General features: G+C 68.6%; 14 protein-coding genes. 2 read left to right on the forward strand and 12 right to left on the reverse strand.

Annotation, left to right across the window (positions count from 1 at the left end):
• Positions 1–56: 56 nt before the first annotated feature.
• Entirely contained in the window at positions 57–1,235 is a 1,179-nt protein-coding gene (locus tag AC5LXK_RS35875) for a tetratricopeptide repeat protein (protein ID WP_493394374.1), read from the forward strand.
• Positions 1,236–1,324: 89 nt separating this feature from the next.
• Here the strand turns inward: AC5LXK_RS35875 and AC5LXK_RS35880 are convergent, their stop codons facing one another.
• From AC5LXK_RS35880 to AC5LXK_RS35900, 5 genes are all read right to left on the reverse strand, one after another.
• The gene (locus AC5LXK_RS35880) at positions 1,325–1,516 is read right to left on the reverse strand and encodes a DUF2964 family protein (protein ID WP_493395102.1); all 192 of its coding nucleotides are present in this window, start codon (positions 1,514–1,516) and stop codon (positions 1,325–1,327) included.
• A 15-nt stretch (positions 1,517–1,531) separates the two neighbouring features.
• Positions 1,532–2,005 (reverse strand): universal stress protein, encoded by a 474-nt coding sequence (locus AC5LXK_RS35885; RefSeq protein ID WP_493394375.1) that lies wholly within the window; start codon positions 2,003–2,005, stop codon positions 1,532–1,534.
• A gap of 163 nt (positions 2,006–2,168) precedes the next feature.
• Positions 2,169–3,944, reverse strand: coding sequence for a right-handed parallel beta-helix repeat-containing protein (locus tag AC5LXK_RS35890; protein ID WP_493394376.1), 1,776 nt, complete (start codon positions 3,942–3,944; stop codon positions 2,169–2,171).
• Positions 3,945–3,946: 2 nt separating this feature from the next.
• Positions 3,947–5,074: a 2-dehydro-3-deoxygalactonokinase gene (locus AC5LXK_RS35895; RefSeq protein ID WP_493394377.1), complete on the reverse strand. Its 1,128-nt coding sequence runs from the start codon at positions 5,072–5,074 to the stop codon at positions 3,947–3,949.
• A gap of 49 nt (positions 5,075–5,123) precedes the next feature.
• Positions 5,124–6,245: a porin gene (locus AC5LXK_RS35900; protein WP_493394378.1), complete on the reverse strand. Its 1,122-nt coding sequence runs from the start codon at positions 6,243–6,245 to the stop codon at positions 5,124–5,126.
• A 308-nt stretch (positions 6,246–6,553) separates the two neighbouring features.
• Between AC5LXK_RS35900 and AC5LXK_RS35905 the strand changes: the two genes are divergently transcribed.
• Positions 6,554–7,549, forward strand: a complete 996-nt coding sequence (locus tag AC5LXK_RS35905; RefSeq protein ID WP_493394379.1) for a LacI family DNA-binding transcriptional regulator — start codon at positions 6,554–6,556, stop codon at positions 7,547–7,549.
• A gap of 29 nt (positions 7,550–7,578) precedes the next feature.
• On the opposite strand, the gene AC5LXK_RS35910 is transcribed toward AC5LXK_RS35905, so the two are convergent.
• The 7 genes from AC5LXK_RS35910 to AC5LXK_RS35940 all read right to left on the reverse strand — a co-directional run bounded on the left by AC5LXK_RS35910 (position 7,579) and on the right by AC5LXK_RS35940 (position 14,672).
• Entirely contained in the window at positions 7,579–8,484 is a 906-nt protein-coding gene (locus AC5LXK_RS35910) for an SMP-30/gluconolactonase/LRE family protein (protein WP_493394380.1), read from the reverse strand.
• A gap of 70 nt (positions 8,485–8,554) precedes the next feature.
• Positions 8,555–9,634, reverse strand: coding sequence for an ABC transporter ATP-binding protein (locus AC5LXK_RS35915; protein ID WP_493394381.1), 1,080 nt, complete (start codon positions 9,632–9,634; stop codon positions 8,555–8,557).
• A gap of 31 nt (positions 9,635–9,665) precedes the next feature.
• The gene (gene dgoD / locus AC5LXK_RS35920; RefSeq protein ID WP_493394382.1) at positions 9,666–10,811 is read right to left on the reverse strand and encodes a galactonate dehydratase; all 1,146 of its coding nucleotides are present in this window, start codon (positions 10,809–10,811) and stop codon (positions 9,666–9,668) included.
• Entirely contained in the window at positions 10,808–11,593 is a 786-nt protein-coding gene (locus AC5LXK_RS35925; protein ID WP_493394383.1) for an SDR family NAD(P)-dependent oxidoreductase, read from the reverse strand. Before AC5LXK_RS35925 ends, dgoD begins: the two co-directional genes overlap by 4 nt.
• 4 nt (positions 11,594–11,597) lie before the next feature.
• Positions 11,598–12,500 carry a carbohydrate ABC transporter permease gene (locus AC5LXK_RS35930; RefSeq protein ID WP_493394384.1) on the reverse strand — a complete coding sequence of 301 codons (903 nt, stop codon included), beginning with the start codon at positions 12,498–12,500 and terminating at the stop codon, positions 11,598–11,600.
• Complete coding sequence (locus AC5LXK_RS35935; RefSeq protein ID WP_493394385.1) at positions 12,497–13,366, reverse strand: carbohydrate ABC transporter permease; 870 nt, start codon at positions 13,364–13,366, stop codon at positions 12,497–12,499. Before AC5LXK_RS35935 ends, AC5LXK_RS35930 begins: the two co-directional genes overlap by 4 nt.
• 70 nt (positions 13,367–13,436) lie before the next feature.
• Positions 13,437–14,672, reverse strand: coding sequence for an ABC transporter substrate-binding protein (locus tag AC5LXK_RS35940; RefSeq protein WP_493394386.1), 1,236 nt, complete (start codon positions 14,670–14,672; stop codon positions 13,437–13,439).
• Between the last annotated feature and the right edge of the window lie 26 nt (positions 14,673–14,698).

Below are 14,698 nucleotides of genomic sequence, written 5' to 3' on the forward strand. Positions count from 1 at the left end.
CAGTGCATTTCCGGCCGTCGGACCATCGCACCATCACATACAAGAACCGCAATTTCATGACATCCCGCCTTCTCGCCGCGCTCGTTGCCGCGGCCTTGAGTTGCATCGCCCTGCCCGCCGCCCACGCGCGCACCTACCTCGCGCCGACGGTGTCGCTCGGCAAGGGGGCTTACGTTCACCAGTTCGTGCTGCGCGACCCCGTCACGCAACAGCCGCTGCCGAACGCGCGCTACCGGCTGTTCCTGCCCGGCCAGGTCATCGCGGGGCTGCCCGTCAAGCCGGACGAGCACGACAGCGTGATCTTCGGCACCACCGACGCGGCCGGCCGCACGGTCAGGATCCGGCTGCCGAAACTGCATCCGCAGAAGCAGTGGGTGTTCAATCCGATCGTCGGCAACGGCGACCTGGGCGAATCGTTCCGGCTGGTCGACCCGGGCGGCAAGGCATCGCTCGGCCGCTTCCCGTACGTGCTGGACGTGGAGAACGAATATCTGGCGTGCGGCCATTCGGATGCGAACGGCTACACCTACTACGCGCAGTCGCGCACGCCGCGGAACGTCAATCTTTACGTCGGCATGCTGGAAGGGTCGGCCGACACCGACTGGTGCGCGGGCCCGGGGCTGGCCATCGCGAACAGCGCGAACGAGCCCGGCATGCCGGACCTGTACACGCAGTATCTCGGCACGCTGGTCGCCAACGGCGACCGGATCAGCAGCGAATTGCGGCAGCAGATCGCCGCCAAGCTGCTGTCGCTCGCGATCGCCGAACGCGACGCGGGCCGCGTGGCCGCCGTGCTCGATCTCGACAGGATTCCGGACGATCGCCTGAACGACATCGGCTATCGGCTCGTCGACGCGGGCGTCGAGGTCGATCGCGGGCTCGCGATGATCGACGCGCATCTCGCGAAGTCGCCGGGCGATGCGTATGCGCTCGACAGCAAGGGCTGGGCGCTGTATCGCCTCGGTCGCAACGACGAGGCGCTCACGTGGTTCGACCGCTCGATCGCGATCTTCGCGAAGGACAGTGACGACGACGTGCGCGAAGCCCATGCAACCGGGCTGACGCACAAGGGTGAGGTGCTGTGGAAGCTGGGGCGCCAGGATGAAGCGCGCGACGCATTCGCGCAGGCGCGGAAGATTCAGCCGAAGAACGCGGAGCTGGCGGAAACGGTGAAGCGGCTGAACGTCCCGAGCGGACAGGACGACGCGAAGGCGCCGGGTACGGCAAGCGACTAGGTGAAATCAACGCCCGGCAACGGCTGTTGCCGGTCTTTCGCGAAACGGTGGCCGGACACGGCCGACGTCGCCGGCGGTGCGCGTCCGTGTCACGACTCGCCTTTCGCGCCCGGATTGAGCATCACGACGAAGCCGGCCACCCCGACGATCAGCGCGATCGCGCCGCCGCGCAGCGCCATCGCTTCGTCGAACAGGAGCCCCGTCACGACGGCCATCATTCCGGCGAGCGATACGAACACGGCGATCGCCGCGACGACGATGCGGTACTGGCGGCGTATCATCACGCGCCCGCCGCGTCAGGCTGCCGCGGCCGGCTCGTCGGCGTCGTCGCCGCGAATCAGCAGCACCGGGCACCTCGAGCCGCGCACGAAGCGCTCGGCGACGCTGCCGAGCAGCACGCGCCGGATGCCGCGCCGCCCGTGCGTGCCGACCACCGCGAGATCGATCCCGCGCTCCTTCACGTAGCGCTGCAGGCGCTCCGAGATGTCCTCGCCGATGCTCTCGGTCTCGACGAGCTCGGCTTCGCCGTTCGCGCCGGCCAGCGCGATGACCTGCTCGGCTTCGCGCAGCACCTTGCGCCCGTCGTCGCGGATCTCCTCGACGAGCGCATGCGGATCGAAACGCCCCGCGTACGTGAACAGCACCGACTTGTCGACCACATACACGGCGCTGACGTGCGTGTCGCCCGCCAGCGCCACCTTCACGGCCTCGGCAAGCGCCTGTTTCGACGACGCGCTGCCGTCGACGGCCACCATGATCTTCTTGTACATGCGAACCTCGCTGGGGTGAGCTGCCGCGCGCTCCAGCGCGCGCGGCCATGTCACCATCATCGGCCGACGGCCGGTCCGGATGTTGACGACGATCAAGGCGGCGGACGTCCGGCCTGCGACCGGACGACGCGGGCGCCGCGCATCGACGCCCGCGCCCGGGCCGTCATCGCACGTGCGGCGCGCGGTATTTGTGCTGGTCGAACCCGCTGTCGCGCAACCACGCGCCGGCGACCGCGTCCACGTCCTGCCCGGCGAACGGCAAGACCGTGTCGGGCTCGGCGCCGTGATGATAGTTCGGCCCGGTGAACTCCGGATCCGCCGCATAACCGAAGTACGCGTTGCCGCTCCACACGATGTTCGCGTAGCTGCCTTGCGCGTTCTTCGTCCGGTAGATCGCGCCGCTGTCCGATGCGTTGTAGAAGCGGTTGTCCGTCACCTGGAATGCGTTCGCATAACTGAGGTTCTCGACGATCGGCGTCACCAGCCCCGGCGTGCGCGTGATCACGACGTTGTCGCGCACGACGGAATCGGCCGACCCCGCAGCGGAGACGATCCGCCGCTTGTCGTTCAGGCTCAGGTTGTGCTCGACGATCGCACCCGTCTCCTGCGCGACGTGGCCGAGCCCGTCGGAACCGCATCCGCAGAACAGCATCAGTCCGCCGTCGTTGTCGTGGCTGAAGTTCGCGGCCACGCGCGTATTGCGCGTACCGAGATCGGCGTCGAACGCCATCCCGTCGCCGGCCTCGATGTTGTTCTGCAGCCGCACGCCGTTGACTTCGTTGTACCGGAACAGCGCATCGTCGGTGTTGATCGCCCATGCGCCGGCGCTGTTGCCCGGTGCGCGCATCCAGACGTCGTACAGGTGGTTCGCCTCGACCTTCGGCGCGGTCGCGGTACGCACGATGATGCCGTCGCCGCCGATGTTGTGGATCAGGTTGTTGCGGAACACCACGCGCGTCATCGGGAAATACTCCGATGCGGCCTGCGTGGCCGGGTTCGTCAGGTAGGCCGGATTGCCCTTGTACGGCGGATAGTCGCCGCACGGCGCGCCGCCCTCGCGGCACATCCATGCGGAACGGGTCGACAGCGCGACCGCGTCGACGTTGTAGATTTCGCTGTTCTCGACCGCGATGTCGTCGAAACCGGTCGGCTTCTCCTTCGTGCCGACGACCTCGTTGTCGCGCGTCACCTCGAACAGCATCCCGCCGGTCGTCTTGTACGAGCCGACCGTATTGCTCGCGACGTCCTTCAGATAACCGCGCACGTGATGCACGTAGACGTCGTCGACGTGATAGTGGCTGCCCGTGCCGTAATCCTCGAGCCGCACATACAGCCCGAGACGGCCGCCGACGGTCGTCGCATCGTTGGTCAGCTCGAGCGACCGGATATCCCAGTACTGCGTGTTGTACAGATAGATCGCCGCGCGATTCACGGTCGGGTTGTCCGACTTGCACAGCGAGTAATAGCCGCTGAATCCGCTCGGGGTCTTGTGCTGCTCGGTGATCGACTGGTCGGGGTCGGCCGTCGCATCCGCGCAGCCGGCCGCGATGACGGGGCGCTGCGCCTTCGGGTCGCCGTACGCGTCGACGACGATGGGCGCGCCGGCCGCGCCGGTGCTGCCCGCCGCGGGCGTGAAGCTGCCGTTGCAGGTCGTGCCGCGCTTGAACAGCACGTGCGTGCCGGGCGCGAGCACGATCCGGTTCAGCGTCGCGAGATCGTGGATCGGATTCGCCGGGGTGCCGAGCGTCGCGGGCGATCCCGTTCCGGCCGCGCCGAGCGAACAGTCGACGTGCAGCGTGCCAGGCGTCGCGCCGGCCGCCTGCCCGTCAACCGATGCAGCGGCAAGCTGCTGCCCCGCCACGCCGTCCGGCGATTCTCCGCCGCCGCATGCTGCAAGCGCGCCGATCAGCGGCGCCGCGACAATCTTCCAGTGTTTCAACGTCAGTCTCCCGAAATATTGCATTCATTGGCCGGCACCGGATCGACCGCGGGTCGATTCATGCGCCGTCCGCCCATTCCGGCAGCCGGCTCGTCGAGACGAACCGGCGCCCCCTCGCTTGCCGCGGGCAGCAACCCCGCCCGCTCGGCCAGCACCCACAGGCCGGCTGCCGCCGCGCCGTCGATCGTGTCGACGGGCGGCCAGCCGAACAGCGATGCCGCATGCCGGTAACGCGCGCACAGCGCACCATCGCCGATCAGCATCGGTCGCGGGGCGCCTGCGCTTGCCTCGGCGGCCGGCCCGTCGCCTTCCGCGGCCAGCCCTGCCAGTTCATGCCCGATCAGCACGCCGGACAGGTAGTCGGCCTGCTCGTCGGGCGCCAGTTCGCCGGCCAGCAGCCGCGCACGACTGCCGAAGATCGTCGCAAGCAGCCCCGTCGCATGGCCGGCCTGCGCGGCACGCACGCCGCGCTCGAATGCGTCGCGCGCGAACGCGGCCGACGGCCACATCGTGCGGCCGAGCAGGCTGTGCGCGCACAGCAGCGCATACAGCTCGCCCGTCATGAACGTGCGGAAGCACTCGATGCGCGAGCCGCGCACGGCCACCCACTTCGAATGCGTGCCCGGCAGCCCGATCCACCGCGCAGGCGCCGCCGCGTGCGCCGTGCCGCCCGCGTGCAGCGCGCCGACGATCTGCGTTTCCTCACCGCGCATCACGTTCGCGAGTTCGCCGCGCTGGATCAGCCCCGGCACGATGTGCACGGCCGTGCCGCGCCGCGCGCGCACCGCCTGCAGCGACGCGCCGAGCCGCGCCGCATCGATCGGCACGTCCGCATACGGCGCCTCGCGCCAGCCCTGCGCGCTGCCGACCATGCCGGCCGCGACGACCGGCAACACCGGCCACGCATCCAGCCACGCGCCGCACACGTCCTCGAATGCGCCGTCGCACGCGTCGGCCATCGCGACACCCGCGCCGCCGATCTGCATCACGCCCTTCGGCGCCGCGCGTTCGTCGAGCACCGTGCGCGCATCCGCCATCAGGTACGCGCGCAGCGACGTGGTGCCCCAGTCGAGCGCGATCAGGCGCGGCAGCGGTGCCGGCCCGCCGGAACGTGGTATTGCCTCTTGCATAGGATTCCTCTGTTTGACGATTGCGGCTCGTGGCTTCGATCGGCTTCGATCAGAAGAGCGTCTCGATCCCCGCGTAGACGCCCGTCTGTCCGTGCCCCGGCATCGGCGATGCGCCCAGCCCGCTGCCGTTGCCGAGCCCCGGCGACTGCGGATTCACGCCCAGGTTCGCGTTCGCGCTGTTGAACACGTGCGCGGCCGTCGCATACAGGAACGTGCGCTTGGACAGGTCGTACATCGTGCCGAGGCCGAGGATCGTCGAGCGCCCTTCGCCGCTGTGATCGGCGGTCCATTGGCCCGCGTCGATCTTCATCGAATAGACGGCGCCCTGCAGATGCAGGAACGGCGTCGCGTCGTACGTCACGCCGCCCCAGTAGTAGTTCGCGGTGCGCGACAGGCCGGCCGGCGTGTCGGGCGCGCTGTAGCGCGTATAGCCGAGCTGCACCAGCGCGGGACCGAAGCGCTGGCGCACGCCGATGAACGCTTCCTGCGATGCGGTGAACAGGTTGTCCTCGCGGCCGTACTGGTTGCGGATCTCGTTCCAGATGGCGCGCACCTCGAAGTCGCCCTGCGTATAGGCCACCGTCGCGCCGTCGGACAGGCCCGTCGCGCCCACGTTGTTCGGCGAGCCGCGCAGCCAGCCGTTCGAGCTGTTGCCGAGGTTCGCCTGCAGCCCGAACGAGAAGCCGCCGAACTTCGGCGATTCGTAGCGGATCCCGTTCGACAGCTTCGGACCATTGCGATACGACGTCAGCGACTCGACCGAATAGTTTTCCTCGAGCAGCGGGTCGTACGACCAGATGTAGCTGTTGATGAACGAACCCTGCCCGAGCCGCAGGAAACCGTAGCGCTCGTTCTTCAGCCCGATCCACGCGCCGCGCTGGAACAGCACGCCGCCGCCGTAGTTGCCGTTCGCCGCGTTGATCGACGACTCGAGCCAGAACACCGCCTGGTTGCCGCCGCCGAGATCCTCCTTGCCGGTGATGCCGAGGATGCTCGTCCCCCAGTCGTTGCCCTCCGAGAAGCGCGAACCCGTCGAATGCGGGCCGTTCTGCACGCCGCTCAGGTACTGCACGTCGCCGCCGACCCGCCCCCACACGGTGACGCTCGATTGAGCCTGCGCCACGGCCGGCACCGCCAGGGCCAGCGCCGCGATCCACCCATACTGTCGCATCAAGATCTCCTCCTGCTTTTCGTCTGATTTGGGAAAACGATTTCCCTCGACAGCAAAAAAATTTCGCGGCGGTTGTCGTGCGTGGTTTTCCGCTACGTTTCGAACGGAAGGCGCGCGTGCTATGCTCGCGAAAAGGGAAAGCGTTTTCATTGTCGGCGCACGATTGCGCTTTTTCAAGAAAATTCTGGCCCTCCAAGGGATACTACCGAGTCCGGCCGTCCGGCACGCCACCCACGCTGCCGCATGGCCGCCGCCGCCGGTGCGCATGCTATGCTCGCCGGCAAATTGCACTGACATTCACTTTCATCGTGGCCAAGATCAACGAAGTCGCCGCCGCTGCCGGCGTCTCCATCGGAACCGTCTCGAAGTTCATCAACAAGACGAAGCGCTTCTCGCCGGACGTCGAGCGGCGCATCGCCGAGGCGATCGAGCAGCTCGGCTACGAGTCGAATCCGCTCGCGCGCTCGATGGCCACCGGCCAGACCGGCGCGGTCGGCGTCGTGATCCAGGACATCCTCAACCCGTACTTCACCGCGATGGTCAAGGGCGTGAACCGCATCGCCCAGCGCAACGATTTCGTCGTCCTGATCGTCGATGCCGACGAGAACCGCAAGGGCGAACGGCCGGCGCTGACGAAGCTGAGCCGGCGCGTCGACGGGCTGATCCTGAACACCAGCATGCCCGACGACGACCTGCGCTGGACCGCGAGCCTCGGCAAGCCGGTCGTCGCGGTCGGCTCCGCACCGCGCGACGGCCTGCTCACGCTGTACTCCGATGCGCTCCGCGCGGGCGAGATGCTCGCGCAGCACCTGCTGATGGAGAAATACCAGCGCTTCGCGTACATCAGCCTGCCGAACGCACGCGGCGACGACGAGCGCCGCGCCGGCGCCGAGCAGGTGCTCGCGCGTGCCGGCCTGCCATTGCGCACGTTCAGCGTGCCGCGTGCAACGGTGGCCGACGGCGAGCGCGTGTGCGCGTCGGTGATGCTGTCGTCCGAGCCGCCCGACGCGGTGATCTGCTACAACGACATGATCGCGGCCGGTTTCATCAAGGAAGCCGAACGGCTCGGCATCGCGATCCCGCACGACGTCGCCGTGTGCGGCTTCGACAACCTCGAACTCGGCAAGCTCACGTCGCCCACGCTGACGTCGATCGACACCGAAACCGAGCGCGCCGGCGAAATCGCGATGACGACACTGCTCGACGCGCTCGCGGGCAAGTCGCCCGATCCGCACACGATGCTCGAGGCGCGGCTCGTCGTGCGCGAATCGACGGTGCGGCCGCGCGACGCGCGCCGCCGCTGACCGGCGGTTTCGCCCGCGCCCCCTTCCGGTCAACGCGGCGTAACCACCGCCGCTTCCCCGAGCCAGGCACGCGCGACGCAGTGCTGTTCGAGCCCGGCGACACCCGGGCGCGTCTCGAACAGGCTGCCCGCGAGCGGCCCGCGCAGCAGCCCGTCCGCGCTCACGTTGACCGACGCCGACGTGACGAACAGCGTCGCGCGATCGGCCCCGCCGAACGCGACGCTCGTCGGCCGCTGCACCGGTATCTCGACGACCCGGTCGAGCGCGCCGTCCGGCGCGTAGCGATGCAGCCGCCAGCCGTCCCAGATCGCCGACCACACGCCGCCTTCCGCATCGACCGCGAGCCCGTCCGGCACCCCGCGCGCGTCGCCGAACGTCGCAAACGGCCGCGCGCTCGACAACTGCCCGGCGGCGACGTCGAAGTCGTACGCGAAGATCGTGCGGCGGCCGGAATCGGTCACGTACATCGTCGCACCGTCCGGGCTCCAGCCCATTCCGTTCGCACAGGCGAAGCCGGCAACCGCGACGCGCGACGCGCGTGCGTGCTCGAAACAATGCAGATCGCCGGGGCCGTCGCCGTCGTCAGCCATCGTGCCGACCCAGAAGCGGCCGCGTGCGTCGACCGCGCCGTCGTTGTAGCGGAGCGACGGCCGCGCGTGCGCGGCGTCGGCCAGCCGCTCGAGCGTGCCGTGCTCGGGGTCGAACAGGTGCAGGCCGCTCTTCAGCGCGACGAGCAGCCGCCCGTCGTCGACGCCGGCGACGCAGCCGGCCAGCTCCGGGAGCAGCCAGAAGCCCGTCTGCCCGTGGCCGGGCGTGTAGCGGTAGAGCGCGGTGCGCTTGATGTCGATCCAGTAGAGCGACGCCGAGCGTTCGCACCAGAGCGGGCCCTCACCCAGGATCGCATTCGCGCCCTGTACCAGTTTTACTGTCGTCATCGAAATTCTGTTTTATGCATGCGTTCGGCCGCCCGCCGGTGCGGCGGGCGGAACCTGCAGGGAGCCGGTCTTACAGCGCGCGGCCCGCGTCGTCGAAGAAGTGCGCGTGCCGCATGTCGACGCGCACGCCGACCGGCTGCCCCGACGCGACCGTGTAGGCATCGCGGTTCTGCCGCACCGACAGCAGCCGGTCGTGGCCCGCGAGTTCGACATAGACGATGGTCGCGTCGCCCAGGTGCTCGGCGTGCGTGACGCGGCCGTCGAGCCCCGTGCCGGGCGCACCGACCGTGAGGTTCTCCGGCCGGATGCCGAGCTGCAGCGAGCCCGCCGGCCACGTGCGCGACGCGTCCGGCGTCGCCGCGAGCGAGCCGCCCGGTACGTCGAAGCGCGGCGCGTCGGCGCCGCCTTGTGCGCGGCACGGCAGGAAGTTCATCGACGGCGAGCCGAGGAACGACGCGACGAAATGGTTCGCCGGCTGCTCGTACAGCGACAGCGGCGAGCCGACCTGCTCGATGCGTCCGCCGTTGAACACCGCGATCCGGTCGCCGAGCGTCATCGCCTCGACCTGGTCGTGCGTGACGTAGATCATCGTGCTGCCGAGCTCGCGATGCAGCCGCGCGAGTTCGAGCCGCATCCCGCCGCGCAGCGCCGCATCGAGGTTCGACAGCGGTTCGTCGAACAGGAACACGCCCGGCTTGCGCACGATCGCGCGGCCGATCGCGACGCGCTGCCGCTGGCCGCCCGACAGCGCCTTCGGCTTGCGGTCGAGCAGCGCGGACAGCCGCAACGCTTCGGCCGCCTGCCCGACGCGCGTGCGCGTCTCGGCCGCGTCGACGCCCGCGAGCTTCAGCCCGAACGCCATGTTCTCGAACACCGTCATGTGCGGATACAGCGCGTAGTTCTGGAACACCATCGCGAGCCCGCGCTTCGCGGCCGGCACGTCGTTGACGCGGCGGCCGTCGATCAGCAGGTCGCCCGACGTGATCTCCTCGAGCCCCGCGAGCATCCGCAACATCGTCGACTTGCCGCAGCCCGACGGGCCGACGAACACCATGAATTCGCCGTCCTCGATGTCGAGGCTGACGTCCTTGATCACATCCGCGCCGTCGTCGTAACGCTTGCGGATCTGTTTGAGCGACACACTTGCCATGATTGCGTTTCTCCTCGTCCGTTCGTTGCGCTCACCATTCGGCGACCGAACCATCCTCGCGGCGCCACACCGGGTTGCGCCAGCGGTGCCCGATCGCGGCGGCTTCCCTCACCTTCTCCTCATCGATCTCGACGCCGAGCCCCGGCGCATCCGGACGCGCGACGTAGCCCGCGTCGAACGCGAACGGGATGCCGCGCGTGTACGCATACATCGCGTTGTCGTCGTGATAGGCCACATTGGTCGACTGCTCCTGGATGAACGCGTTCGGCGTGCAGAAATCGATCTGCAGCGACGCCGCGAGCGTCAGCGGGCCGAGCGGGCAATGCGGCGCAACCGCGACGTCGTACGCCTCCGCCATCGCCGCGATCTTGCGCAGCTCCCAGATGCCGCCGGTATGGCTCACGTCGGGCTGCACGATGTCGACGACACCTTCCTGCAGCAGCTCCTTGAACTGCCAGCGCGTGAATAGCCGTTCGCCCGTCGCGAGCGGCACCGCACAGTCGCGCGCGACTTCGCGCAGCGCGTCGTTGTGCTCGGGCAGCAGCAATTCCTCGTAGAACATCGGGTCGAACGGCGCGAGCGCTTTCGCCAATGCCTTCGCGACCGGGCGGCGCACGCGGCCGTGGAAATCGATGCCGAGCCCCACTTCCTTGCCGATCGCGTCGCGCACCGTGCCGAAACGCGCGACCGCGCGATCGATCGCCGCCGGCGATTCGATCCAGTCGGTCGCGTTGACGACGCCCATCTTCAGCGCGGTGTAGCCGGCCTCGACGAGCTGCCGCGCGTTCGCGGCCATCTCTTCGGGCGTGTCGCCCTTCACGTGTGCATAGACCCGTGCCTTGTCGCGCACCGGGCCACCGAGCAGGTCGTAGACGGGCACGCCGAGCGCACGCGCCTTGATGTCCCACAGTGCCTGCTCGATGCCCGAGATCGCGCTCGTCAGGATCGGGCCGCCGCGATAGAAGCCGCCGCGATACATGACCTGGAACAAATCTTCGATGTGGCGCGGATCGCGGCCGATCAGATAGTCTGCGAGTTCGTGCACGGCGGCCGCGGTCGTGGCCGCGCGCCCTTCGACGATCGGCTCGCCCCAGCCGGCCAGCCCTTCGTCGGTGCTGACCTTCACGAACTGCCAGCGCGGCGCGACCGCGAATGTTTCGATTTCGGTGATCTTCATGAGGAGGAACGGGTACGGTTGAACAGCAATGCCGACATGCCGTTGTCGGCAACGAGATCCGCGCCGGCGATGCCGGTCGCCGCGTCCGACAGCAGGAACGCGGCGATCCGGCCGATATCCGTCGGCTCGTTGATGCGCTGCGCGGGATGCAGCGCGCGATAGGCGTCGAGCAGCGCGGGATCGCGCTCGAGCGCCGCGCCGATCGGCGCATTCAGCGTGAAGCCGGGGCTCAGCGTGTTGACGCGGATGCGCTGCGGCGCGAGGCTCGTCGCCATCGCACGCGACATCGCGACGATGCCGCCCTTGGTCGCCGCGTACATCTCGAAGCCCGGCACGCTCGCGCCCGCATGGTTCGACGCGATGTTGACGATCGCGCCGCCGCCGGCCCGCGCGATGCGCGGCGCCGCGAGCTGCGCGCACTGGAACATCGAGCGCAGGTTGGTGCGGTACAGGCGGTCGCAGTCGTCGAGCGAGAACGCATCGAACGGGCCGTGCAGCGTGACGCCCGCGTTGTTCACGAGCCCGTCGAGGCGGCCGTGATGCGCATCGACGCGCTCGAACAGCGCGACGACGCTCGCCGGGTCCGCGACGTCGGTCTCGACGAACAGCGCGTCGCGGCCGCCGAGCCGTTCGCGCACCGCATCGGCGCGCGCGGCATTCTTCTCCGCGACGACCACCTGCGCGCCGCATTGCGCAAGCACTTCGACGATGCCGAGGCCGATGCCGTCGCCGCCGCCGGTGACGACGACCACGCGGCCGTCGAGCGATTCGAATGGATTCATGGTGTCACCCCTTGACCGCGCCAGCCGTGATGCCCGCGACGATCCTGCGCTGGAGAATGAAGAACAGCACGAGCAGCGGCAGCGTGCCCATCACGGCCGCCGGGAACAGCTTGGTCGGGTCGATGTCGTTGGTGCCGATGAAACGGAACACCGCGACCGTGATCGTGAACTTCGACGAGTCGGTCAGGAACAGCAGCGGATAGACGAGGTCGTTCCACACCGACAGCGTGACGAACATCGCGAGCGTGCCCGTGATCGGCCGCAGCAGCGGCAGCACGATGTACCAGTACACCTGCAGCGGGCTGCAGCCGTCCATCACCGCCGCTTCCTCCAGTTCGAGCGGAATCCGCTTCAGGAAGCTCGTGTAGAAGAACACGCCGAGCGGAAGGCTCTGCACGGTGTACGCGAGCACGACGCCGAGGTACGTGTTGAGCAGGTGCAGGTCGCGGAACAGCACGTAGAGCGGCGTCAGGCTGACGAACATCGGGATCGTCAGGCCGAGCGTCAGCACGATGTAGACGGCGGTCGACAGCCGTCCCTTCACGCGGGCCAGCGGATAGGCGGCGAGCGACGACAGCAGCGCGACGAGGAACGTGACCGCGAGCGTGATGCCGATCGTGTTCGCGACGCTGCGCCAGTAGTTCATCTGCGTGAACACGGCCGCGTAGTTGCCGAAGAACACGTGGTCGGGCAGCCCGAGCGGGCGCGCAATGATGTCGTCGCCGGTGCGCAGCGACATCAGCACCATGTAGATCGTCGGCAGCAGCACGATCGCGACGATCGCGATCGCGGCGACGAGCCGCGCGAAGCCCGGCACGCGGCGCAGCAGCGCGCCCGCGCGCAGCCCGCCGCCCGACGTGCCGGCGGGGGGATGGTCCGCATGAAAGCGTTGACGGATGACGTTCACAGGTTGTCCTCCCGGCGGCGCAGGATCGTGTTCTGGGTGGTTGCGACCACCACGACGATCGCGAGCATGATCATCGACAGCGCGCTCGCGAAGCCGAACTTGTAGTCGTTGAACAGGCTGTGGAAGATCTGCAGCCCGAGCGTCGTCGTCGCGCCGTCCGGCCCGCCGTTGGTCAGCACCAGCGGCAGCTCGAAGGTCTTCAGCGTGCCGATCGTGCTCAGCGTGATGTTCACGGTGAACGCCGGCGCGAGCAGCGGCAGGTCGATGCGCGTGAAGCGCACCCACGCGTTCGCGCCGTCGAGCTTCGCCGCGTCGTGCAGTTCCGACGGAATGTTCAGGTAGCCGGCCAGGAAGATCGCCGTCGAATAGCCGACGTACATCCACACGTGCACGGCCGTGACGGCCGGCAGCGTGACCGACGGATCGCCGAGCCATACCTGCTGCAGCGCGTCCAGATGCACGAGATGCAGCAGCTCGTTGATGCCGCCGCCGAGCGGCGAGTACAGGTATTCCCACACGAACCCGGCGATCACCGCCGAGAACATGCTCGGCACGAGCAGCCCGACCCGCAGCGCGCCGCGCAGCCGCGGCAGCGAGAACAGCAGCGCCGCGAACAGCAGCCCGAGCCCGTTCTGCACGATCACGACGATCGCCGCATACGCGAACGTGACGACGAGCGTATGCAGGCTCGCGGGATCGCGAAACGCGGCCGCGTAGTTCGCGAGCCCGATCCAGTGCGCGTCACCCACGCCGGAGAAATCCGTCAGGCTCATTCGCGCCGCCTTGAACAGCGGATACAGGCTCAGCAGCGCGTACAGCGCGAGCGCCGGCGCGGCGCACCACAGCAAGGTCCGGTTGCGCTTCATCGCGCACCTCCTTCGTCGAACCGCACCGCGCACCAGCGCGCGGCACGGCAAATGTCAGCGGACGGACGGTTCATCGCGCGGCCGCATCCCAGCGGGCAAGCAGCTTCGCCGGGTCCTGCCCGATGTCGAGGAAATACGCGGACATCGAATTCCAGATCGCCGTGAACAGCGCGCCGGTCCACACGCCCTTCGGATACAGCACGACGTGCCCGTTCTTCTGCGCGGCCGCGTACGGCTGCGCCTGCTGCGGCATCGCGTCGGTGCCACCCTCGAACGGGCTGAACCCGGCTTCCGCGTCGAGGAACTGGCGGTCGTTGTCGGGGCGCGCCCAGAACGCGAGCCACTTCTTCGCGGCGTCGGCCTGATGCGATGCCGCGTTGATCGCCCATGCGGTGCCGAGCATGTCGAGCGCGACGGGCCCGTTGCCGGACACGAGCGCCGGCAGCGGCGCGAACTGGAACGACAGCCCCTTCGTCGCGCTGAACTTCGCGATGTTCCAGGCACCCTGCGGCATCATCGCGACGCGGCCGGCCTGGAACTCGGTCAACCCCGTGCTCCACGCGCTCACGCCGTTGTTCAGGCGCGGCACGAAGCACTTCGCGTCCGCGAGCACTTTCAGCGCGGCCATCGACTGCCTGAACGCCGGATCGGCCGCGAAACGCGCGCTGCCCGCGCCGACGAACGATTCGGCGCGCGCATCCGCGTCGCCGCCGCCGGCCGCGAGCCCGGACGCGATCACGAGCGCCGCGGGCGCCCAGCCTTCCTTCGCGGGCAGCAACATCGGCGTGACGCCGGCCGCCGCCAGCTTCCCGCACGCGGCCTTCAGCTGGTCGACGTCGGTCGGCACCGTCGCGATGCCCGCACGCTTGAGGAGATCGAGGTTCGCGAACAGGCCGATGCCGACCAGCTCCATCGGCAGCATGTAGGTCTTGCCGCCGATCTGCGTATGGGTGCGCACGCCGCGCCAGATCGACGGCACCCATTTCTCGCCGCTCAGGTCCAGCAACTGGTGCGCGCCCTGCCACTGCCGCATCAGCTCACGGTCGACCATCAGCACGTCGGGCCCGTTGCCGCCCTGCAGCCGCGACGACACGACCGTCGTCGTGTCGTTGCGCGACATGTACTCGAACTTGACCTTGATGTCGGGGTTTTCCTTCTCGAACTTTGCGATCAGCGCCGCCATGTTGGCGGGCTCGGCGCCGCCGCCCTTCCAGCCCGTCACGTCGAGCGTGACCGGCGCGGCGCACACCTGCGCCGCCAGCACTGAAAGGACTGCGAAAGTTGCCGCTCGAAGCCTGTTGAACATCTGCTGTCTCCACGTTGTTGTCGAAC

The sequence above is a fragment of the Burkholderia pulmonis genome, from assembly GCF_984667975.1.